At 30.1% G+C, this 20879-nt stretch carries 20 protein-coding genes; 6 read left to right on the forward strand and 14 right to left on the reverse strand.

The annotated features are described in order from the left end of the window. Window positions 1-34 precede the first annotated feature (34 nt). From ACKTSW_RS03985 to ACKTSW_RS04050, 14 genes are all read right to left on the reverse strand, one after another. The gene (locus tag ACKTSW_RS03985; RefSeq protein WP_408023982.1) at window positions 35-205 is read right to left on the reverse strand and encodes a hypothetical protein; all 171 of its coding nucleotides are present in this window, start codon (window positions 203-205) and stop codon (window positions 35-37) included. Window positions 206-225: 20 nt separating this feature from the next. Beyond that, the gene (locus tag ACKTSW_RS03990) at window positions 226-915 is read right to left on the reverse strand and encodes a hypothetical protein (protein ID WP_408023983.1); all 690 of its coding nucleotides are present in this window, start codon (window positions 913-915) and stop codon (window positions 226-228) included. Between the two features lie 81 nt (window positions 916-996). Further along, entirely contained in the window at window positions 997-1674 is a 678-nt protein-coding gene (locus tag ACKTSW_RS03995) for a hypothetical protein (protein ID WP_408023984.1), read from the reverse strand. A 423-nt stretch (window positions 1675-2097) separates the two neighbouring features. Beyond that, window positions 2098-2583, reverse strand: a complete 486-nt coding sequence (locus ACKTSW_RS04000; protein WP_408023985.1) for an Imm52 family immunity protein — start codon at window positions 2581-2583, stop codon at window positions 2098-2100. Next, a complete protein-coding gene (locus tag ACKTSW_RS04005; RefSeq protein WP_408023986.1) occupies window positions 2583-4904 on the reverse strand; it encodes a Tox-REase-5 domain-containing protein in 2322 nt (773 codons plus the stop codon). The genes ACKTSW_RS04000 and ACKTSW_RS04005 overlap by 1 nt, the downstream gene beginning before the upstream one ends. A gap of 19 nt (window positions 4905-4923) precedes the next feature. Further along, the gene (locus ACKTSW_RS04010; protein WP_408023987.1) at window positions 4924-6354 is read right to left on the reverse strand and encodes a T9SS type A sorting domain-containing protein; all 1431 of its coding nucleotides are present in this window, start codon (window positions 6352-6354) and stop codon (window positions 4924-4926) included. Between the two features lie 519 nt (window positions 6355-6873). Continuing rightward, window positions 6874-7560 (reverse strand): DUF4386 domain-containing protein, encoded by a 687-nt coding sequence (locus tag ACKTSW_RS04015; protein WP_408023988.1) that lies wholly within the window; start codon window positions 7558-7560, stop codon window positions 6874-6876. A gap of 81 nt (window positions 7561-7641) precedes the next feature. Next, entirely contained in the window at window positions 7642-7935 is a 294-nt protein-coding gene (locus ACKTSW_RS04020) for a hypothetical protein (RefSeq protein ID WP_408023989.1), read from the reverse strand. 74 nt (window positions 7936-8009) lie between these two features. Beyond that, window positions 8010-8411, reverse strand: a complete 402-nt coding sequence (locus tag ACKTSW_RS04025; RefSeq protein WP_408023990.1) for a VOC family protein — start codon at window positions 8409-8411, stop codon at window positions 8010-8012. Window positions 8412-8425: 14 nt separating this feature from the next. Next, the gene (locus ACKTSW_RS04030) at window positions 8426-8905 is read right to left on the reverse strand and encodes a ClbS/DfsB family four-helix bundle protein (protein WP_408023991.1); all 480 of its coding nucleotides are present in this window, start codon (window positions 8903-8905) and stop codon (window positions 8426-8428) included. 164 nt (window positions 8906-9069) lie between these two features. Continuing rightward, entirely contained in the window at window positions 9070-11199 is a 2130-nt protein-coding gene (locus ACKTSW_RS04035) for a KAP family P-loop NTPase fold protein (RefSeq protein ID WP_408023992.1), read from the reverse strand. Window positions 11200-11367: 168 nt separating this feature from the next. Next, window positions 11368-12264 (reverse strand): TolB family protein, encoded by an 897-nt coding sequence (locus ACKTSW_RS04040; protein WP_408023993.1) that lies wholly within the window; start codon window positions 12262-12264, stop codon window positions 11368-11370. 164 nt (window positions 12265-12428) lie between these two features. Then, a complete protein-coding gene (locus ACKTSW_RS04045) occupies window positions 12429-13748 on the reverse strand; it encodes a hypothetical protein (protein ID WP_408023994.1) in 1320 nt (439 codons plus the stop codon). Between the two features lie 156 nt (window positions 13749-13904). Further along, the gene (locus tag ACKTSW_RS04050) at window positions 13905-14642 is read right to left on the reverse strand and encodes a hypothetical protein (RefSeq protein ID WP_408023995.1); all 738 of its coding nucleotides are present in this window, start codon (window positions 14640-14642) and stop codon (window positions 13905-13907) included. Between the two features lie 410 nt (window positions 14643-15052). Between ACKTSW_RS04050 and ACKTSW_RS04055 the strand changes: the two genes are divergently transcribed. The 6 genes from ACKTSW_RS04055 (at window position 15053) to ACKTSW_RS04080 (ending at window position 20868) form a co-directional block, all read left to right on the forward strand. Next, window positions 15053-15466 (forward strand): group III truncated hemoglobin, encoded by a 414-nt coding sequence (locus ACKTSW_RS04055; protein ID WP_408023996.1) that lies wholly within the window; start codon window positions 15053-15055, stop codon window positions 15464-15466. A gap of 162 nt (window positions 15467-15628) precedes the next feature. Beyond that, a complete protein-coding gene (locus ACKTSW_RS04060) occupies window positions 15629-17647 on the forward strand; it encodes a VWA domain-containing protein (protein ID WP_408023997.1) in 2019 nt (672 codons plus the stop codon). After that, a complete protein-coding gene (locus ACKTSW_RS04065) occupies window positions 17647-17826 on the forward strand; it encodes a CPXCG motif-containing cysteine-rich protein (RefSeq protein ID WP_408024271.1) in 180 nt (59 codons plus the stop codon). Before ACKTSW_RS04060 ends, ACKTSW_RS04065 begins: the two co-directional genes overlap by 1 nt. 5 nt (window positions 17827-17831) lie before the next feature. Next, window positions 17832-18224 carry an acyl-CoA thioesterase gene (locus tag ACKTSW_RS04070; protein ID WP_408023998.1) on the forward strand — a complete coding sequence of 131 codons (393 nt, stop codon included), beginning with the start codon at window positions 17832-17834 and terminating at the stop codon, window positions 18222-18224. Between the two features lie 41 nt (window positions 18225-18265). Next, window positions 18266-18604, forward strand: a complete 339-nt coding sequence (locus tag ACKTSW_RS04075; protein ID WP_408023999.1) for a hypothetical protein — start codon at window positions 18266-18268, stop codon at window positions 18602-18604. 110 nt (window positions 18605-18714) lie between these two features. Further along, window positions 18715-20868, forward strand: a complete 2154-nt coding sequence (locus ACKTSW_RS04080; RefSeq protein ID WP_408024000.1) for a TonB-dependent receptor — start codon at window positions 18715-18717, stop codon at window positions 20866-20868. Window positions 20869-20879 lie beyond the last annotated feature (11 nt).

A 20879-nucleotide genomic window follows, 5' to 3' on the forward strand; every position in this document is an offset into this window, starting at 1 on the left:
AAAGTAGCTTCGTTATATTATTCATTTTTGTATTTTAAATTAAATCAATTTCTTTTGTAAAATAGTTACACCCTAGATCAAACCAACTTTTTCCTTCCGTGACAAAAATAGGCAAAACGCCTATTCCATTTCCTTTGTAACCAATTTCTAAAAAGTTAACGAGAAGTTTTTTATCATCAAACTGTTTGTTATAAAAAAGTTCCATGTTAATTGAATAATTTTCTTTTACCTATGTTGATAAGAAATCAATTTGATAGTTTCTGCAATCCCACTAAGATTATTTTCAAATATTTTTACTTCTATTGGAAAAGTGTTCTCTAAATGTTTTCCTATATTTAAAACTGAATGTAAAGGTAGTTTTATTTCATTTGTAACATATATTTCATAAATCGTATTACCTAAATTACCTTCTGTATCTTTCCTTATAAGTTTTATAAAAAAACAATCTAATCCATGTATTCTTCTTCTATTTTTTAAATCTCTGATTACTTCATACTCATATTTTTTATTGAAAAGATTATATTTATTATATAAATGTTGTTTTGTCTTGTCATAGTAATGCAAAATTCCTTTTTCTTTTAATATCATAAAATAACCTCCTATCATTTCGTCCTTTTGTTTTCTAAATCGCCAAATAGAGTCATTCTTATATTCTACATGAATTTCTATATCATTAGTTTTCTCAAAAATTTTGGTAAGATTTAAAGATTTTAGCTTTTTGTTCATAAGCGAATCTTTCTCTTCCAGCGGATATTCACTATCAATTAGAGAATCATGTTTTTGTTTAAAATTAGATAAGTCTTTCTGAGAAATTTCCATTGATTTTTTGAAAACAAAATATCTACTATTGTTTGTTTGTGCAATTAATAAGTATCCATTTAATAATAAAATTATTGATAGAATAACTTTTTTCATATACTCTCTTTTTAAACTATATTCAATAAGAGAGTTCTCTGTTTAGAGAAACTCCCTTTATTAACATGCAAATTGTAAAATTTAATAAATTACCTCTACTCTGTCCAGCTCACTTACCTCTATAAACTCCATACCTGTAAAACCGCTTTCTTCAATGGCATTTTTTAACCTTTCGGATACAAAGTAACCTCCAGGTGGTGCATTAACGATTCTAAACATATCTTCAGTAGCCTTACTTAAATCTAAATAAACTTTTTTTTCAAGTAACATTAACTTATCTTTTCGTAATCTTTCTTTTTCAGAAACATATTCATCATAATTGTTTACCGAAACAGTTTGTTGGGCACTTGAATTATCCCAATCTCCTAATTTTTTTGAATAAAATTCACTTTTTGAGAAGTCTATATATTTATCTTGTTTTGTGTTATTTATGAGAAATAAATTGTATTTATCTATTAATTGTTTGTTTTGCCAAGTATTTATTTTCCATTCCTGATAATTACCAATGTTAAAAAGCCTAAGAAAACTTAAAAACTCATCATCTATTACTAAAAACTTGCTAATTGCTATAACTTTAACATATGAAGTTTGTTTTGCTTTTTTTTCAAGGATTGGTTCAGGGAGTTTAAAATCAACATCAATTCTTCCTTCAAGCGGAATAAAGTCTTGTTGAATATCTCCCAAAACATACTCTTCACTTTGCGGAAACCTTCCAACTTCTTTTATATTATTACTGAATGTTAATTTAAAATATTTCATAATTCTATGGATAACGTATTAAATCAGCTATTTGACTGTAAAAAAGTTTCCAATACTAAAACAATTTTAAAATATCTTTCAAATTACTTAATAGTAAAATTAAAATAATCAAAGAAAAAAAAGAGTTTAGAAACAAGCTAAACAAAAAAGCGGTTCTCGAAATTGACTTACTTTTTAAGTATTTAAAACTTACTAACCAACCTAGAGCAGTTAAAATTATTCCTAATAGAATTAGCAAAAAAATTAGCAGCAATAAAAAAAGATTCTCTTCTTTACCGAAAGATATTAACAATATAAAAAGTAGTAAGGTTAATACTAAATTTATAATACCTATTATTAATGGCTTTTTCATAATTATTGAACTTCTTGTTTTTATTGATTATTAAATAGGGATACTTGAAAATAGTATCCCTATTTAATAATTTACAATTCTATTAAGTTATCTTTAAAATTATAATATTGGTTTGGCTTCCAGTGATTAATAAATAATTCTAAAAGTTTCTCCCAATTTTCTCTAATACTATAACACTCGTATAGCTCCCCTTCTTTAGGGAAGGTAAATTGAACCATATTATTACCGACTTTAGAACCTCCAATTGTAAAAAATATACTATAAGATAATAATTCAATAGCATTACCATTCCATAGACTTAGGTTAAATGAATACTCAGGATATTCATCGTCTGCACATTTTTCACAAAACATTTTTTTTATATAATCATATTCAATAACTACTTTATCTTTCAAGGCTTCTTTTTTACTAGAACTTGTTTTATACCAAGTGTTCAAGCGGTTGTCAAATTCTTTTAAACGTTCTAGAAAAATTATTAATTCTTCCGTACATTCTTTAAGTGTTTGCTTCCTGAAACCCCATGTAATTGTTATTTGTTGAATACTATTATCTTTCATTATCTACGTGTATGTGTAAATTTAATATTTAACCCAAGTGGTGTTAATAACTTTTCAAATGCTAATCTTACATTATCGTGCTCAAAATGCCATTCTATTGGTAAATCACCTGCTGCTGCTCTTTGTCTTCTTGCTTGACTAACAATAGCGTCTTTTCCTGTAAAAAAAGATTTAAAAGTACCATTCGAATTCACAAAATTAAGCATTCCTGATTTAGCATCACTAAGTACTCCGTTTCTAAGCCCATCAAACTTGACACTGTTTAAAACAAAGCTCTCATTCCATTTTCTACCACTTATGAGTTCTTGGTAACTTTTGGCTGCATCACTCATACTTTCACTAACAGTTTTCCATTGCCCCTTAGCTAAAACTCTTAAATATTCGGTTAGTTTAGTTTTTGTTATAGCTCCTCCTTTAATCGCCAAGAAAGCACCTCCTCCTTTACTTGGAGACAAGAAAGAAATCATATCTAATGCATCAAGACCAACGTCTAACATGCTTCTTAAAAGACCAGGTTTATATTCCACAATAAGAATACCATCTCTCTTTCTAATTCTATAAACAGCACCAAGATATTCATCTGCAACATCAAAAGGTATATCATAACCTAGTTCTTTCATCATGTCTCTAATTACACCCCCCATTGCTTCATCACCTCTTACCAAACTAACACTCGAAGCAATTAAATTAAATGTTCCATCAATTGCCGCTTGAATTGGTTGAATTCCATACTCTTTTATAATCTTATCATCTTTGTAAATTGTTTCATTAGGGCAACATCCTCCCGGACAACAACTATCTAGTTCTTGAGGGTATTTTCCTGTTGTCTTTATTTCAAAACTCCCTGCTAGAAGACGCTTAACCTCAGTTAACCCTTTAATAAACTTTTTAGCCTCCTCTGTAATTTTGTCGTTTACTTTATTCTTATCTGCAAAAACAATAAACTTATCGGTTTCTGCTCTATTTTCGTATAACCAATCTTTTTGACTTTTATTGGTAATACCCAATTCACGAATAAGTCCACCTACAACAGCACCTTCTGCAAGCTCTCTATCAATACTACTTAATGCTAACTGTTCATTATAATCAGGAGGAAAACTTAATTTTCCTGGAGTTGGTGGAGGCAGGTTTTTATCTGCCGTCTTCGCATCTTGAATTCTTTTGTAAAACTCATCTCCTTTTTCTGGGTGGTCGTTTAACCATTGTAACTCATCTTGGTCAGTTATTTTGAGTAATGATACTAAGTAATCTATGGTAGATGTAGCATTTATAGAAATACTATGAATAAGTATACGAAGCTCTCTTTCTTTTAACCGTTGGTGTTTTCTTTTTGCTTCGGAAATGGCAAAAGGATTACTATTATAATCTCTTTTCCAAATTATTTCCCAATATCTTGGATGAAATAAGGAGAGTTCGTTGTTTTTGTTCGCATTGATGTAGTTTTCTACATAGGTAGCTGTTACAGTATTGGCTTTATTTAAATACTTATTAAAAAGTTTAATTTCTCTCTCACTCCAAGGAATTGGTGTAGGTCTGTTTATAATCGACTCATAATGAATAATAAACTGCATAAAGTCTAACTTATCCCAAGTGCCTAAACTTCCATAGTAGCTATTCTTTGTTTTTAAAACCTTAGTATTCAAAGAAACTCCTAAGATTTTAGTGATATATCCACTTTCAAACTCTTTCCACTTATTGTCTATAAACTGATTTAATAGGTTGTTATACGCATTGGTTACATCAGCAGTACTTTTTAAATTTTTTAAAGGAGTTCCGTTAACTTCAAAATCTGGATATAATGAGTTGTTAATATTCCCTCCTTTAACTTCAAGCTCTCTTATTTTTAGGGCTTTTAACCCTTTGATATGTATCTTTCTTTCAGCTGTTCTTCGTCGTACATCATTACGTTTAGCACTAACAATAGGGTTGACGTATGTGGTTCTATTAAGAGCTTCAAAAGCTAAAAAGGCATAGTCTTTTGCTTCATTAAATGATGAAAACTGTCTGTGGTATTTGTTTTCTAAAAAATCTTCTATAATTACTTTTTGTCGGTCGTACCATTCTCTTGCTTTTTTTTCTGCTGCTCTTCTAATATAATTTTCGTTAGCTACAGCAGCATCAAAAGAATTCCCCAAATTAAAATCTAAATCAGGTACTTCACAACCACAACCTTTTGATAAAATGGGTTTTAATTCGGTATAGGTACCATCAGGATTCGTTAAAAACTCATCTCCATCTACCGTTTGTAGTGTTTGGGCTTGTATGCTATGAGTACATACTACAAGGAGTATGAATAATAGTTGTATGTATATTTTTTTCATTTGTTTTTTCTTTTAGCAATTATTTTTTTATGATAATTCTTGTTTTTCTTTCTTGCCCTAACAATACTGTTACAACATACATTCCTTTTGGTAAATTAGCTCCTTCAACATAGTACTGATAACTTCCTACTTCTTGGGCTTGGAGTGGTTTAATTACTTTTTTTCGTGATCCATCCATATTCGTTATGGTAACCTTTGTGTTTGTTGGCTGTTCTAATGAATACGATACAATTACATCTTTCTCAAAGGGATTAGGATATAGTTTTATAAAACTATCTTCTTGTTTTGAAAGTGCTGCTAAGGCTTCTTCTGAAAGTTCTTCTTCTGAGTTTTCTAATTTCTTTTTCTTTTTTAAGACAAAGCGGATAGGCACTCCTGATTCTTTCCATGCATTTACATAGGTTTCTAAACTTCCTGTTAAGTAAGTTTCTGAATTTAATTGTTTGATAGAAACATCAGAAGAAAGTAATTGATGTGCTAAAACATCCGGAATATTTTTACTAAATGATCTATGTGGTAATTGAGCAGTAAAATTATTAAAGTAAAGACTGTTATCTAATTTAGTAAAGTCTACATTTTGTTTTTTATCAGCAATGGTAGTAGCTATATGTAGCACATCACTCTCTGTGTCATATTTTGCTGTAATTTGAAAAGGTATTTTGTTTTCGATATGTGTCGCTGACCAATCAAAGAATAATAAATCTCCTTCCCAAACTCCATCAAGTTGCTGTTTGGTAACTTTTACTGATGTGGCTGTCTCTTCTTTAGCTATAACTTGCTTAATTTCCTCTACGTTTACCACTTCTGAGGTTTGGGATGCTTCACTTATGTTCGTTGCTGTTGCTATATAAAGGTTGGTGTTTAATAGCTCATTTGCTTTGGCTATATTTTTATCTACTCCATAGCCATGGTAGTAACAAACGCCTAACCAATACTTCGCCATAGGGTAGTCACTCTTTTCAAACCAATGAACGGCTTTGGTATAGTCTTGCTGTATGTTTCCAAAACCTTTTAAATATAAGTAACCTAATAAATAAGTGGCTTTGGTATTTCCTAGCTCATGTCCTTTTTTAAACCATTTTCTGGCTTTGTTGTAGTTGAGTTTACATCCTCTACCATACTTATACAGTATTCCTAAATCAGTAGCTGCAATAGCATTGTTTTGTTTTGCAGCTGCTTTAATTAGCTTAAAAGCTTTTGTATAGCTTTCTTCTGTGGCTTCCTTTAGCAAAACACGTCCCATCATGAGTTGTGCCACAGGGTTTTCATTTGCTACACAAGGGGTTAGGTATTCAATAGCTTTTTGTTTGTCTTTTTTAAAGAGTTTTTTTCCCTCCAAATGATAATAAGCTCTGTTGATGTTGAAATTGCAATCAACTTCTTTTTCTTGTGCGTGGAGTGCCGATGTGCACAAAGCAACTAGTGCAATAATCTTAGTAATTTTTCTCATTTTCATATATTAAATTAAAATTCTTTAACCTTTTTGTACAAAGGTAAGTGCTACTCGTTTTTTATATAATCAGGGATATCCCTATTTGTAGCGAGTATCTCTTGGGGAAAACCCTGAGTTTTTTTAACATTTTAGTATAAAAACCTAATGTACCGTTACTTGAATTCAAAGTAAAACATAAAAAAACAGAAACAAGTAAGTCAGTGACTTACTAAAAGTAGGTCACTGACTTACTTTTTCAGTACTTATTTTGTACAAAAACAATAAAATTTAAGTATTTCTTAAGTTAAAAAAGCTATGTTATGTTTTATATCAACACAACTATTCTCAAATTGAGGTTTCTCATTAGTTAAAGAACAAACTAATACAGTTTTAAAGTCAATGTGTCTATTTTGACAAATCTTACAAAAGTCAAGACGTTCTTAGAAAATCATATTCAATTTTTTTAATCTATTTTTTAGTTTAATAATTATTCTAATGTTAAATATCTAATTGTCTTTCTTTTTCGGTCGCTTAATTTTACCTATTACTGGGTCTTATCCCAAAAATTAATAAATAACCGATCATCCAAAATTCTCCAATGGTTGCGGGTAGAATAAGAAAACTATTGAAGCCAAAATCAATTCCTGTATATTGGATAACGGTGGTAATTAGATAGCCTATACCTCCTAAAATAATAACTCTCCCTAACCAGATAGGCATTCTTTTAGATTTGATTACTATGTATCCCATTGGAAACAGCCAAAGCCCGAAGAAAAGACCGCCAATACCCCAAGAATTTGAAATTATATTTTGACAAACTTGTATTAGTACAACTTTGTCTTTCATAGCGATTACATCAGAATTTGCAATATCTATTGCGGAGGCTATTGAAATTGCACTTATCATAATGGCTAAAGCATTCACCATTCCCCATATACCCAGAGTCCAAGCTTCCCATTCATAATTTTCTTTAAATAATTTGAAAAACCAAACTGCGGTAAGTGCTTGAGATATTACAATAGCAAACTCCAAAAACAACCTAATTCTTGCTGTAGATTCTAACTCAATTAAATTCGTTAATGTTTGTTCAGGATTGTCAGAAGCAAATATTTGAGAATGAAATACCATGAAACCTAAAATCCCTGAAATGGCCATCATTAAATACCACACGCCGGTTGTTCTTGCGGTTTTAATCAATTGCTTTTGTTCTTTGTTTGCACTCATAGACTATTTGTGTTTGTTTAAATATGAAATTATAAATTTAGAGATTATCACGACTTCCTGTTACAGGTACCATTACACTACTTAAATAATCATTGCAAAAATAAAAACTTCTATTAGATTGAATAAAATATAAAATGCGTGCCATTCACTACCAAAAGTAGAAATGATAATTAAAATGGCCATACTTGCATATAAGGAGGCAATACAAATATTCAACCATTTATTAATTTGTGTTTTAAGAAAAACGGATAAAAAGATCATTAGCGAAGGAATAATTAAGGTCACATAAAAAATTACCAAAATCTTAGGAGATGTTGATTCCATTGGTGTTTGAAGATGTAATGGGTATTTGTTACAGTTTTCCCCTAATGGCATATAACGCTTTTGTATAAGCAGAGTGGGCGAGGTACGAGCCTGTCCTATCTTATACATTGTTAGCTGCTGGTAGTTTATTTATCTGTTTTTACGGGAGTACAAATCTCTATTAAAAATCCGTTGTTATCTCTTAGATAACCAATTTTTTGTCCCCAAGGTTTTTCGGTCAAAGGTTCAAACTCAACCGCTCCCATTTCAATCGCTTTTTCAAAGTCGGATTCTATATTTTCAGTTACAAATGCCATTTCCACACCGAATGGTCTTTCTGTTCTTTTCGCTTTTTCAAATCCGCTTTTGAAATTTGAGTTCCCTACTTCAATTGATGCAAATGCAATGGTCGTTTCCCCTGAAATTAATTCCCCATAATCATTTTCAGGTGTCAATAATTTTTGCTGAAACCCAAATGCCTTTTCGTAAAATCCAATCGTTTCTTTTACGTTATCAACATAAATTATTGTGTATCCGTATTTCATCATTATTTCATTGATTTTTAATAAGTTTGATTGCCCAATCGTAATGACTTGAAGTGTTCTAGGTTAGATATGCTCCAAGCGAAGTTAAACCTGCTTATTTGTATATTTTTTTCAAACAATTCTTTGTCTGAATGTTGCTTTATTACGTTTTGGGTTCGTTTGTATGATTCACCTAATAATTCTTTAGCTTCTTTGAGTTCAATATCCTTATATTTTACCCAAATTTCTTGGTTCAATTTCGGTAAAGTTCTCCAAGTATGCCCTTTTGCGGGCATATCTGGTTTTTTGCCTTTCATTCCAACGTTGTACCAACACAATACCATTAAATGCCATTTATGTAAATGTGCCAAAACATCCTTTATATTTCGATTTAAAGTTCCAACTGGAAATTCCATTTCGACTTCAGAATTTGAATAAGAGTTAACGAGTTCCAATAGTTTTCTATAATTCGCTTGACTCAATTCCAACAGTTCTTTTTTCGGTTTCGGTTTTGGCATTTCCGTTTGTTTTACTTGCAGCTAACATGTTTGTGTATAATTAATGGTGCGTTTAAGCACCTAATTTAGTAAATAATTACTGAATATAAAATCCGCGAAGATTTTAAGAAGTAGGCGAGAACAAGCAATTACTTATAGCCATTGTTATGTAACGTTTTTTTTATTTAATCTGTTTTTGACTCTAAATTATACCAATGTATAAATTGTCTCATAGCATTTATTTTAGTCTGTCCTTCATCGTGGTCAAAAAACTGAGCCTCTTCTTCATTTATCACTGTAGAGTATTGAGAAATTAGAATTGATTTGAATTTTTCGATATCATAATATTTTTTCAATAATTCATAACTTTCTTTTTTGAAATCAATTTTGTAGGGTTGTGGATTAGAAGAGCTATAAATAGTTGGTGTTAGTGAGTCAATTATAGTTTCAGTGAATTTTGGATTCTTTTCAACAATTTTGTCAATATAAGCTTCTAATTCTTTTGGGCTTCTTACAAACCAAGTTTCTAATAATAAGAAAATATAATTATCATACTTCTCAAAAATATTAGAATCGGATTTTTCACAATCAATTAAAGCTCTGTCTAAAAGAATATTGCTCAATGTTTGTATGTCAGAGGTATATATTGTTTTTTCTTCTTCTGTTTTTCCGACGTTAAACCATCTAATTAATTCTTTTGAAAATTCAAATGGTATTTCATCTGTCATCAAATATTTAGAAAATTCTAACCGTTCTGAATATTTTGGATGCTTTAACAATATTCGACTAATTGTAATTGCAGCTTGTGACTTTGGATTATGAAAACTAAATATAAAACTCCCGCCTTTTAGTCCCTCAAATTTGTCTTGAAAGTGGCAAATAGTATTTATAATTGTTTTTCGTGAGGTCCAATCTAAATCATCTTCATAAAAACTGATTTTATTTAAATATTCAGAAGGTTCTACTGTTTTAAATATTTCGGTAGTTTCAATTATTATGTCATCTAAAGATTTATCTTTTAAATTACTAATATATTCGTCAAAATATATATCTGAAATATCGTCCTTGGCAATGCTGTAAATGAAATACCTGTTAAAATATTTAGGTGAAACAATTCTTTTTTCTTTTTCCCAATTTAAGTTTTGATTCCTATAACTGTAATTTTCGAGTGCTTCTCTTACGTATGGAAACAAAAGCTTTATTAGGCTTAATATAGATTTGCTTTCTTTTTTTGATAAACCGTTATTTAACTCTTCAATTTTGTTTTTGAATTCCTCAATTTTATCATTGTCCTTATTGTTCGAATAACTATTTTGATATGATTCAATAAAGTATTCAGGTGATGATTTTATAAAATCATAGTACTTTGGATAAAAAATTTTCACTCCTTCAAAAAGGATTAAATCCGTCATATTTACTTCTCCTTTTAAAAGCGGAATTAAAAATGAAAGAGAATTTACATATCTTATTGCTAATCTTGGCGTTTTTATTTTTATTAAGATATTACTAGATATTTTCGAGCCAATTTGTTGAGCTTCATTTTCTGTTAATTCAACTTCATTTTCCCTCAACATTTTGTTTAAAAGGTCAAAAGTGTAGTTTAAAAGGTCTTTAGATAGGGCTTGAGGAATTCTTAAAGAAACTTGTATTATTTTTTCGAGAAAATTATGTCCAGAGTTTACATTTCCAGCCGCATATCTTTCTCCGATTGCAGATGCTACCATTTCATCATCAAAAGATAAAATATAGTAAGTTTTTGAAAAATCACCAGTAAGTTTTATTAATTTAAACAATGAAAATAATTCTTGTTTATCTAATCTGTCAATATCATCGATAACAACCACTATTTCTTTCTCACTTTCTTCTAAAAAATCATTTATTCTGTTCTTTAGTTCTTCAAGTTCTGTGTCTGAAAAAGTTTCTCCAACTTTTGATAAGTCTAAATTAAATACACTTGTAACACCTCCATATTTTTTTAAAAATGCACCAACTTTTTCTGTTTTTGTATTAAGTTCTTTATTTAAAACTTCAGATATGTTTTTGAAAAAATTTAAAATTAAAGTGTCTTCATCTTTAAAACGCCAAGGATTAAATTTTGCAATTAGAGTGTCTTCGTTTTCTTTTAATTTTTCTTCAATCATATTCAAAACCGAAGTTTTTCCTTCTCCCCAAATTCCATATAATCCAATTACTAAACCATCATCGTTTTTTCTTTTAATAATGGTTTCAGCTATTCTATTTGAAAACTTATGACGGTTAAATCTATCTTGGTCCTTTAAAGTTATTGGTTTGTCTGAATTGTAAATTTGTTCCATATTTTAATTGGGAGGGAAATGTTACATAACGGATTGTGTATGAGTAGAAGCGGATTTCGACTCAGTAACTTTTCAGTTTAGCACTGATCTTTGTTTTATGTTTCAACTTTTGTTTTATCACTTAAACCGCTATTACTTATACATCGTGTTGGCGGTGTTATTTTTTTATTATTTAGGTCTTAGTTTTTCTATAACTTGTGAATCGACCCAAAATATGTCCACATTTCCATCTTCTTTTGAACCCACAATTCTATTGAAGAAAAGGTATTTTCCATCTGGTGTCACACTGGCAGAAGCTTCCCAAGCTTTGGTATTTATTTTATCTCCTAAATTTATAGGATCTCCCCAAGAATCATTTTGTTGACGAAAACTAATATAGAGGTCAGAATCACCGTATCCGCCTTCTCTATTACTATCAAAAATCAAGTAGGATTCATCTGGTGCTATGAAAGGGTGAAAACTTTTTCCAGTATTGATTTTTTCACTGAGCAATTTCGGTTGTTCGTATTTACCATCTATTAATCTTGAATATCGAATATCGCCAGTAAAATCCTGTTTGAATTCATCAAAAAAATATGTCCCTTTTGATGAAGCCGTAAGGCGCATTATAGGTAAGTCTTTGAAAGGGGTATCAAGACTTTTCACTTCTGACCATTCATCATTTTTATTTCGTTCCATATACCGCTTTCCCAAATGAATAGTTTTACCATTTGGAGAGACAAAGGGCTGTCCTTTGCGTGAAGATATAACCGTCTCATGCCATTTGTTGCTATCATTCTTAAAAACAACAAACTCTTGTTCTTTATTTCCTTCAACATCTGCAACTTCTCTGAGGAAATAAAATTCTTCCATATCTGGACTGAAGACGCCACTATATTCCCAATTAGGTGTGGTTATGATACCAGGAGCGAAAGGTTGAGGAATAAAACCAGGCGGTTTTTGACCAAGATAAGGGCTATCTTCAGGTAAAGAATCATTCTCTTTTGTCTTCGATTTCTCAGCTTTGCAAGCAATTAATAAAAATAAGAATACTAGTACTGAAAATTTAATTATGTGATTTCTCATTTTTTAATTTGTTTTAATTACCGCCAACGGTATCGTGTATGATTTCGTTGCGTGTTTCAGCAACTAACTTAGTAAATAAATCACAAATAGAAAGTCAGCGAGGACTTTCGTAAGTAGGCTCTGACTAGCAATGAATTACACACATTGTTGGCAGTAGGCTTTTATTAGAATATTTTTATTTTTCCTTCCTCTAACCATTTTGGAATTTCAATTTCTTTAGATTCAGGATGTTGTTGTAAAATCATTCTTAATAACTTCAATGATTTATATAGTTCTTTCAGTAAGTCCGTTTGTTTTTTGTTAAATTTTTTATCGTAAATGTTGTTATTTATCTTATGAGCTGGACTTTGCCTTTCCTTTCTGACTTTTCTTATTGGTTTAAAAATATCATCAAATAATTTATCATCAGGATGATTATAGTTCTGTCTAATCCATTCCTCTAATAGCCTTAAAGTTCCTTTATTTTTCCTTTCTACTTGTCCAGTTTCTAACTCAATGAGTTCAAACAATTCTATTTTATCTTTGAAAAATTTTCGACTTATATTGTCAGACAACATTTTATCCAATAAAGAGATGAACTTATGATAATTCTCTAAAGTTGGCATAAAGAAAAAAGTAAATTCTTTTGGTCTATTTCCTTTTTCAAATGTTTTATTAAATAGACTTTCTTTAGAAATAGATTTGGAAATTTCGTTAATCAAATTATGTTCAGCAATGAATGCTGAGAAAATTGAATATGATGAAGTCCAATTACCTTCAATTGTATTTACATAATATTCCTCTAGCATTTGACAGCCACTTTTAATTTCTTTACTTTTCCAGTATAGTTGATGTTCAGATGTTAAGCCACTTAAATATCTTAGATATACAACAGCTACTCTTTCTAAATTTTTATCAACTCCAAGTCCAAAAGTTTTTAGAAAAATTTGGTCTTCTTCTTTTTCTAATAGAGGTTGCTCATTTTCATCATAATCACAACTTATCTGACCAGAATAATCTTGAAATTCAAAACTATATCTTGGGTCTTTGAAGTACTTGTCTAAAACTTCTATTTCAAAAAAAACAGGTTTTAATTGAGCTTCTCCAAGAGCAAGTTTTTTTGAATATGGTTTTTGAGAAAATGAAGATGTATCTCTAGTTTTTTGTAGATGTTTTTCCGAAGGATAAACACAAATTAAATGTGAGTCAAAAACTATGTTTATTTCTCCAATACTATCAATCTTTTTTGTTTTGTTCTCTTTTGCTTTTTCTAATACAGAAAGTTGATATTCTGTTTTGTAATGTCCAAGTCCAATAATGTGAGGATTTATAGTATCTTGATTTGATACTAAACCATCTTTGGTCAATTCCTTCAAAATATCAATTGTTTCAGAGTATTCTATTCCAGTTTTTTCCGCTAAAGTTGTTATTGGGATTCCATTAAAATCATTTGAAGCGATAAAAAAATCACAAACTTCATTCAGTATTTTCTCTTTATCTGTCATTTTTTTCAGCTTACCGCCAACGGTCACGGCTATGAGTAGTTGCGTGGGTTAGCACTTAACTTTGCAAGTACACACCAAGCTGAAAATCCGATAGGATTTTCAGAAGTAGGCGAGAACAAGCAATTACTTATAGCCATTGTTGTGCAACGTATTTTTTTATTCGTAATATTCAATTTGTCTTTCCCAAACCATTCCTAATTCTCCATTGGAACTTCTTCTTTTAGAAATCCAATTCCCATTTTTGTCATATACATATTCGAAAGAAGTTTGGTGTGTTCGTTCATCTTCTTCATTGAACCAATTTTGAATAGTCATATTATTCATTTCGTCATATTCGGAAACGAACTTCATAAAACTCCCATCAGGATTGAATTTAAATTGTAAATTTTCATTTCCGTCTTTATCGTATGAGTATGTTCGTCTGTCTTTTAGACTGCCATCAGGTTTATATCTGAACTGCTCAATTTTTTTGTTGTCAAAATTGTATTTGTAAATATATTTCCAACCGCTTTCATTTCCTGGTCTTTTAAGAAGCATCTCAACGTTATTTCCGTTTTCATCATATTTGTTCGATTGGATATTTGTCAGATTGTTGTCTAAATCATAAGTTTTAACAGCAATCATATTGTCGTTGGAATTATACTCATAAGTCCAATAGCTTTTTAATTCATCTGATGAATTTTTCTTCATAGCTTTCTGAGCAACTCCATCTTCATTTCTTTCATAAATAGTTTTTTCGTAAAGCGAACCGTCTCTTTCATATTGTCCGTTTTCTATTACTTTCTCATTTTTATCAAAAATCATATATGAACTTATGTTTGAGTCAAATAGATTTTCTCGACTTTTTAATTCGCCATTCTCTGGTTTGTAGATGACTTCTTTAACCATTTTCATTTTTGGTTTCAGGCTGTCAGAAGTCGATTGAGCGATAAGATTTGTTCCGGAAAATGAAATCAGAATTCCGAGTAATAATATGTATTTCATAGGTTTGTTCATATGTTGCACAACTTGTTTATATACGTAATAAAATTACTGTTATATTCTCTTAATGGTAGGATAAGCGGAACTTTTAGCAATTTTTATACGTTTTCAAATATAATAAAACTGATACTTTATCTAAAGGTAAAGTTATTAACGAGTTGTTGTTATTTGTTAATTAATTATACAATTCCAACAAACTTACTACAAGGGGTGTACAAATTTTTACGGAATTCCATAAATCTATTAATTTTTATGATTTAAGTCATAAATTGCGACAAGCATAAAAACATACCTTTGTTGTGGATTTGAACAACGATTTGTAAATGGATAAAAGAGATATTGAAAATAGAGAAGATCTGTATAAACTAGTATCAACTTTTTATAATGATAAAATTAGAAAGGATGATTTTATAGGACCTATATTTTTAAAAACAATCTCAGAAGAAACTTGGGAAAGTCATTTACAAAAACTCACCGATTTTTGGGAAACGAATTTGTTTTTTGTTAGAAAATTTAAAGGAAACCCGATGAAAGCACACAAAGATGTAGATAGAGATTTTGAATATTCTATTTATCAGGAACACTTTGGTCGCTGGTTGCAATTATGGTTTGAAACGGTTGATGAACTTTTTTACGGAACAAAAGCGGATGAAGCTAAAGAGAGAGCACGTAATATAGCTTCTATGCTCTTTTTTAGAATGTTTGAGGCAAAGCCTAAACCAACAACTACGTCATAAGTAAATAAAAAACAATAAAATATTAGAGTAACCATAAATAATAATTTTTACAAGGGTATTTGTTTGATAACTAGTTTTTTATGATTAAGGTCATAAATGAAAAAGAAGAAATCTCATTTTATTTGTTAGATATTTTTATCTTCACATACTAAAATAAGCTGAGTGGAGTCAACAACTATAATTTACATTGTATTAGCCGTTTTAATAAGCGTAATCATTGCTTTTTTTCAATATTTTTATAAAGTAAAAAAAACTCCGAAAGTACATATCTTACTTTTTAGTTTAAAAGCACTGAGTCTTTTTTTAATTGGATTGCTACTCATCAATCCGAAGATAACAACCATTGAAACAGAAAATATAAAACCTGTATTGTCTGTATTGGTAGATAACTCATTATCTACTCAATTTTTTAAAGAAGAAAAAAAGGTTCAAGAATTAGTATCAAAAATTAAAAATAATCAAGAACTCCAAGATAAATTTGACGTAGAGTATTTTTCGTTTGGGAATAATATTCAGGTATTAGACAGTTTGTCTTTTAAAGAAACGCAAACAGATATTTCAAAAGCAATTAATGCTGTTAATGAGTTGAATGAAGATAAAAAAGCTGCTACTATTTTAATAACAGATGGAAATCAAACTCAAGGAAATGATTACGAGTTTTTATCAGCAAAAAATAAAACATATCCTGTAGTTATAGGAGATACAATTCAGTACCAAGATATTCAAATTTCACAATTAAACGTTAATAAATATAGTTATATAAAGAATAAGTTTCCTGTAGAAACATTGTTGTATTATGAAGGAAAAGAAACTGTTAATACTACTTTTTCAATTGTAAGAAATGGAAATAGAGTGTTTTCAAAAAAACTACGCTTTTCACCTGAAAACCCTGTACAAACAGTTACTGCTAATTTAGTGTCTAATACTAAAGGGATACACTATTACACCGCTTCGGTAAGTAATATAAAGAATGAAAAAAACACGAAGAATAATTATAAAAGCTTTTCAGTAGAAGTTTTAGATGAGCAAACCAACGTTTTACTACTAAGTTCTTTTTTGCATCCAGATTTAGGAGCGCTTAAAAAAGCGATTGAGAGCAATAAACAACGAAAAGTGGATATTGCTTTGATACAAGATAGGAACATAGATTTAGATGCATATCAGTTTTTTGTTTTGTATCAGCCTAACAGTTATTTTAAAAGTACTTTAGAAAAAATACAATCTAATTTTTTACTGATTTCAGGAACTAAAACAGATTGGAACTTTTTGAATAGTCAAAATTTAGGGATTCAAAAAAGAGCCATTAATCAAGAAGAAGAATATATAGCTGTTTACAATCCAGATTTTTTAACTTTTTACCAAGAAGATATAGGGTTTGATCAACTTCCCCCGTTAAAAGATAAGTTTGGAGAAGTACAAATAAAAAAAGAATCTCAAAGCTTATTATATCAGAAATATGCAGGAATAGAAACTACGCAACCTTTATTGTCAACCTTTGAAGGAAATGATAAAAAATACGCACTGCTTTTTGGTGAAGGTGTTTGGAAATGGAGAGCAGCAAGTTATTTAAAAGAGAAAAATTTTGAAAGTTTTGATACGTTTGTTGGAAACCTGGTTCAGTATTTAGCATCGACTAAAAAGAGAAGACGTTTAGATGTAAAAGCGCAACGTTTGTATGCAGCTAATGAACCCATAACCATAAGTGCATTTTATGTTGATAAAAACTACCAATTTGATAGCAGAGCGTCTTTAGAATTAACAGTAACTAACTTAGAAACAAAGGACAAAAAGAGTATTCCGTTTTCCTTATTTAATAACTCATATCAAGTTTCAGTTGAAGGGTTGGCCTCAGGAGAATACTCATATACAGTAACTGTAAAGGACCAAAATATAAGCAGTTCAGGGAGGTTTAATATTGAAAAATATCAAATTGAAGAACAATTCACTAATGCTAATTTTAAGAAGTTAGAAAAACTAGCATCAAAAACAAACGGAACTGTTGCTTATGTTGATAAAGTTGATGATTTATTAAAAAATATTTATAATGATGCATCTTTTTATACCACACAAAAGTCTATTACCAAGAAACAAAGCTTAGTAGACTGGAAATGGTTATTATTATTGATTATAATTTTATTGTCAATAGAGTGGTTTGTTAGAAAATACTATGGTAAAATATGATGTATGAGCATTTTTTTCAATGTCCGCATTGTTGGAAAGAAATTTCCATGTTGTTGGACGCTAGCACATCCGAAACTTATGTAGAAGACTGTGAAGTATGTTGTAAACCTATACAAATAACTTTTACCTTTGTAAATAACGATTTAGTAGCTTTTGAAGCTAAAAATATAGAACAATAAATACGATGAGATTTCACACACGTAAATGGGTAAAACCAGAAGACCTAAACCCTAACGGAACACTTTTTGGAGGGCGATTATTACAATGGATTGATGAAGAAGTAGCGCTGTATGCAATTATTCAATTAGAGATACCAAGAACAGTTACCAAGTTTATGTCTGAAATAGATTTTGTAAGTTCGGCAAAGCAAGGAGACATTATTGAAATTGGTATTGAAGTAATAAAGTTTGGAAGAACCTCTATCACATTAAGTTGTGAAGTACGTAACAAGATAACTAGAAAAACAATTATAGCGATAGATAAAATTATCATGGTAAGCTTGGATGAAGAGGGGAAGCCTTATGGACATGGTAAAACAAAAATTGAGTATGTTAAAGATAGGTTAGGAGAAGAGTAATTTTTAGAAATTTTATACTTTTGTAAACATAAAATTGAATATTGAAAAAAATAGGTGTCATACTATTAGCCTTACTATTAATTGTGCCTCCTTTACAGGCACATACTGATGCTGTGGTTTTTGTAGCTGAATCTGAAGCGCATCATGATGTGTTAAATGAGCTACATCAAGAAGAACATCATCAAAACGATACAGAAGAAGAAAAAAACAAAGAACATCACCATCATTGTAATGTAATTACAGTTACCGCGGAATTTATTCCTGTAGAATATCACTTTGATATCGTCCCTTTTTTTGAGATAAGAAAAGCAATTGATTTTTATCAGAACACATATAACTTTTCATATTTAAAAGGAATCTTCCAGCCACCAAAATTTTAAATTAATTATTCTCGGTTTGCTTTCAGGTATTCGAAAGTCTTTCTGGTACCTTTTTTTAAAAAAAATAGGTGCTAACTTATAAATTTATATAATTAACTTAAAAGAAACACATGTTAAAAAATATAGTGTTAGCGTTAGTATTATTACTAGTAGCTATTCAAATAAATGCACAAAATTCAGTAGAATTTAAAGTAATTTCTGAAGAAAAAGAACCTGTCATAGGTGCATCAGTATATATAAAAAACACCACATTAGGAGAAGAAACTAATTTAGACGGAATTGCAATTATCAATAATATTCCTAACGGAAAGCAAACTTTTGTAGTATCGTTTATAGGATTTGAAACAATAGAAAAAACAATTCAATTTCCAACAAGCCAAACCCAAATTACTATTGAGCTTCATGAAGATGAAGAAACTTTAGAAGCTGTTGTAATACAATCAACAAGAAGTAAACGATCCATAGCTGAAATACCAACTAGAATAGAAGTGGTAGGAGCTGAAGAACTAGGAGAAAAAGTTGTAATGAATTCAACTAACATAGCTATGGTTTTACGTGAAAGCACAGGAATACAAATGCAGCAAACATCTGCGAACTCTGCGAATCAAAGCATACGTATTCAAGGGTTAGACGGTCGATTTACGCAATTACTAAAAGACGGTTTTCCACTATTTGGAGGGTTTTCTAGTGGATTGAGTATTATGCAAATTCCACCGTTAGATTTACAACAAGTAGAAATTATTAAAGGAAGCTCATCAACCTTATATGGAGGTGGAGCTATTGCAGGTTTGGTAAACTTAGTATCTAAAAAACCAAAAGAAGAACGAGAAATTAGCTTGATGTTCGATCAAACTTCCCGTAATGGAAGTACGTTAAACGCTTTTTATAGCGAGCGTTTTGATAGGTATGGAGTTACTTTATATGGTTCTGCAAATACACAAGAAGCAACGGATGTGAACGATGATCATTTTTCAGACATACCAAAAGTTAAGAGTTTTAGTATTAACCCGTCATTATTCTACTACCCGAATGAAAAGGAAGAATGGCGCTTGAATTTTGGTACAACTATAGAGAACCGTATAGGTGGAGATACTGATGTAATAGCAGGAAATATGACTCCTGATCATAGTTTTTATGAAAAAAACAAATCAGAACGTTATTCAACACAATTAACCTATTCTAATGATATTTCAGAAGATAAAAGTTTTCATTTTAAAAACAGTGTAAGCTATTTTAAAAGAAATTTAACCTTACCAGATTATGAATTTGATGGAAAGCAGTGGGCTACTTTTACTGAAGCAACATATAATTTATATAATCTTACTTCCGATTGGGTTTTTGGAGGAAATATAATTACTGAAAATTTTATAGAAAACCCAACAACAGATTTAGATAGAAGTTACAAGCAATTTACTTTAGGAGGGTTTGCGCAAAATAACTGGCAGCTTACTAATAATTTAACACTGGAAAGTGGTTTGCGAACTGATTATAACGATTATTATGGAGTATTTGTATTGCCCAGAGCCTCTATATTTATAAAATATAATGATAAAGTGTCGAGTAGAGTAGGTGGAGGCTTAGGGTATAAAATTCCTACAATCTTTACTGAAGATGCTGAGTTACGCTCATATCAAAATGTAATGCCAATTAATACAACTAATTTTAAAGCAGAAACTTCTATAGGTTTTAATGCGGATGTAAATTATAAAACGAAATTTTTTAATGATAATGTATCGTTATCATTTAATCAATTGATATTTTATACACAGTTAAAAAACTCTCTTTTACTGGAAGAAAATGGAGTAAATTATGAGTTTAAAAATGCAGCTAGTTTGTTAAATAGTTATGGGGCAGAAACTAATTTAAAGTTGAAATACAAAGATTTTATACTTTTTACGAATTATGCTTATAACAATGTTGAAATAGATGATACTCAAAAAGCGTTAACACCTAAACATAGTATTGGAGGTGTATTAATGTATGAAGTACATGATAAGTGGCGAGTAGGTTATGAAGCATATTATAAAAGTTCTCAATTAAGAAGTAATCTAACAGAAACACCAGATTATTGGACGATGGGCTTTATGATAATGAGAACATTAGGGAAGGTTAGTTTGTACGCAAATTTTGAAAATTTTACCGATACCAAACAACAAAATTATCAAGATATGATTCAAGCACCACATAATAATCCTAGTTTTACAGATATTTGGGCACCAACCGACGGATTTATTTTTAATGCAGGTATTTTGGTTAAATTATAGATAAAGAGGAG

This window comes from Tenacibaculum sediminilitoris, assembly GCF_964513795.1.
Lineage (GTDB): Bacteria > Bacteroidota > Bacteroidia > Flavobacteriales > Flavobacteriaceae > Polaribacter > Polaribacter sediminilitoris.

What these genes read in the sequence shown, in the direction of transcription:
- ACKTSW_RS03985 (WP_408023982.1), bottom strand. Translation starts at nt 205, where the DNA reads ATGGAACTTTTTTATAACAAACAGTTTGATGATAAAAAACTTCTCGTT.
- ACKTSW_RS03990 (WP_408023983.1), bottom strand. Translation starts at nt 915, where the DNA reads ATGAAAAAAGTTATTCTATCAATAATTTTATTATTAAATGGATACTTA.
- ACKTSW_RS03995 (WP_408023984.1), bottom strand. Translation starts at nt 1,674, where the DNA reads ATGAAATATTTTAAATTAACATTCAGTAATAATATAAAAGAAGTTGGA.
- ACKTSW_RS04000 (WP_408023985.1), bottom strand. Translation starts at nt 2,583, where the DNA reads ATGAAAGATAATAGTATTCAACAAATAACAATTACATGGGGTTTCAGG.
- ACKTSW_RS04005 (WP_408023986.1), bottom strand. Translation starts at nt 4,904, where the DNA reads ATGAAAAAAATATACATACAACTATTATTCATACTCCTTGTAGTATGT.
- ACKTSW_RS04010 (WP_408023987.1), bottom strand. Translation starts at nt 6,354, where the DNA reads ATGAGAAAAATTACTAAGATTATTGCACTAGTTGCTTTGTGCACATCG.
- ACKTSW_RS04015 (WP_408023988.1), bottom strand. Translation starts at nt 7,560, where the DNA reads ATGAGTGCAAACAAAGAACAAAAGCAATTGATTAAAACCGCAAGAACA.
- ACKTSW_RS04020 (WP_408023989.1), bottom strand. Translation starts at nt 7,935, where the DNA reads ATGCCATTAGGGGAAAACTGTAACAAATACCCATTACATCTTCAAACA.
- ACKTSW_RS04025 (WP_408023990.1), bottom strand. Translation starts at nt 8,411, where the DNA reads ATGATGAAATACGGATACACAATAATTTATGTTGATAACGTAAAAGAA.
- ACKTSW_RS04030 (WP_408023991.1), bottom strand. Translation starts at nt 8,905, where the DNA reads ATGCCAAAACCGAAACCGAAAAAAGAACTGTTGGAATTGAGTCAAGCG.
- ACKTSW_RS04035 (WP_408023992.1), bottom strand. Translation starts at nt 11,199, where the DNA reads ATGGAACAAATTTACAATTCAGACAAACCAATAACTTTAAAGGACCAA.
- ACKTSW_RS04040 (WP_408023993.1), bottom strand. Translation starts at nt 12,264, where the DNA reads ATGAGAAATCACATAATTAAATTTTCAGTACTAGTATTCTTATTTTTA.
- ACKTSW_RS04045 (WP_408023994.1), bottom strand. Translation starts at nt 13,748, where the DNA reads ATGACAGATAAAGAGAAAATACTGAATGAAGTTTGTGATTTTTTTATC.
- ACKTSW_RS04050 (WP_408023995.1), bottom strand. Translation starts at nt 14,642, where the DNA reads ATGAAAATGGTTAAAGAAGTCATCTACAAACCAGAGAATGGCGAATTA.
- ACKTSW_RS04055 (WP_408023996.1), top strand. Translation starts at nt 15,053, where the DNA reads ATGGATAAAAGAGATATTGAAAATAGAGAAGATCTGTATAAACTAGTA.
- ACKTSW_RS04065 (WP_408024271.1), top strand. Translation starts at nt 17,647, where the DNA reads ATGTATGAGCATTTTTTTCAATGTCCGCATTGTTGGAAAGAAATTTCC.
- ACKTSW_RS04070 (WP_408023998.1), top strand. Translation starts at nt 17,832, where the DNA reads ATGAGATTTCACACACGTAAATGGGTAAAACCAGAAGACCTAAACCCT.
- ACKTSW_RS04080 (WP_408024000.1), top strand. Translation starts at nt 18,715, where the DNA reads ATGTTAAAAAATATAGTGTTAGCGTTAGTATTATTACTAGTAGCTATT.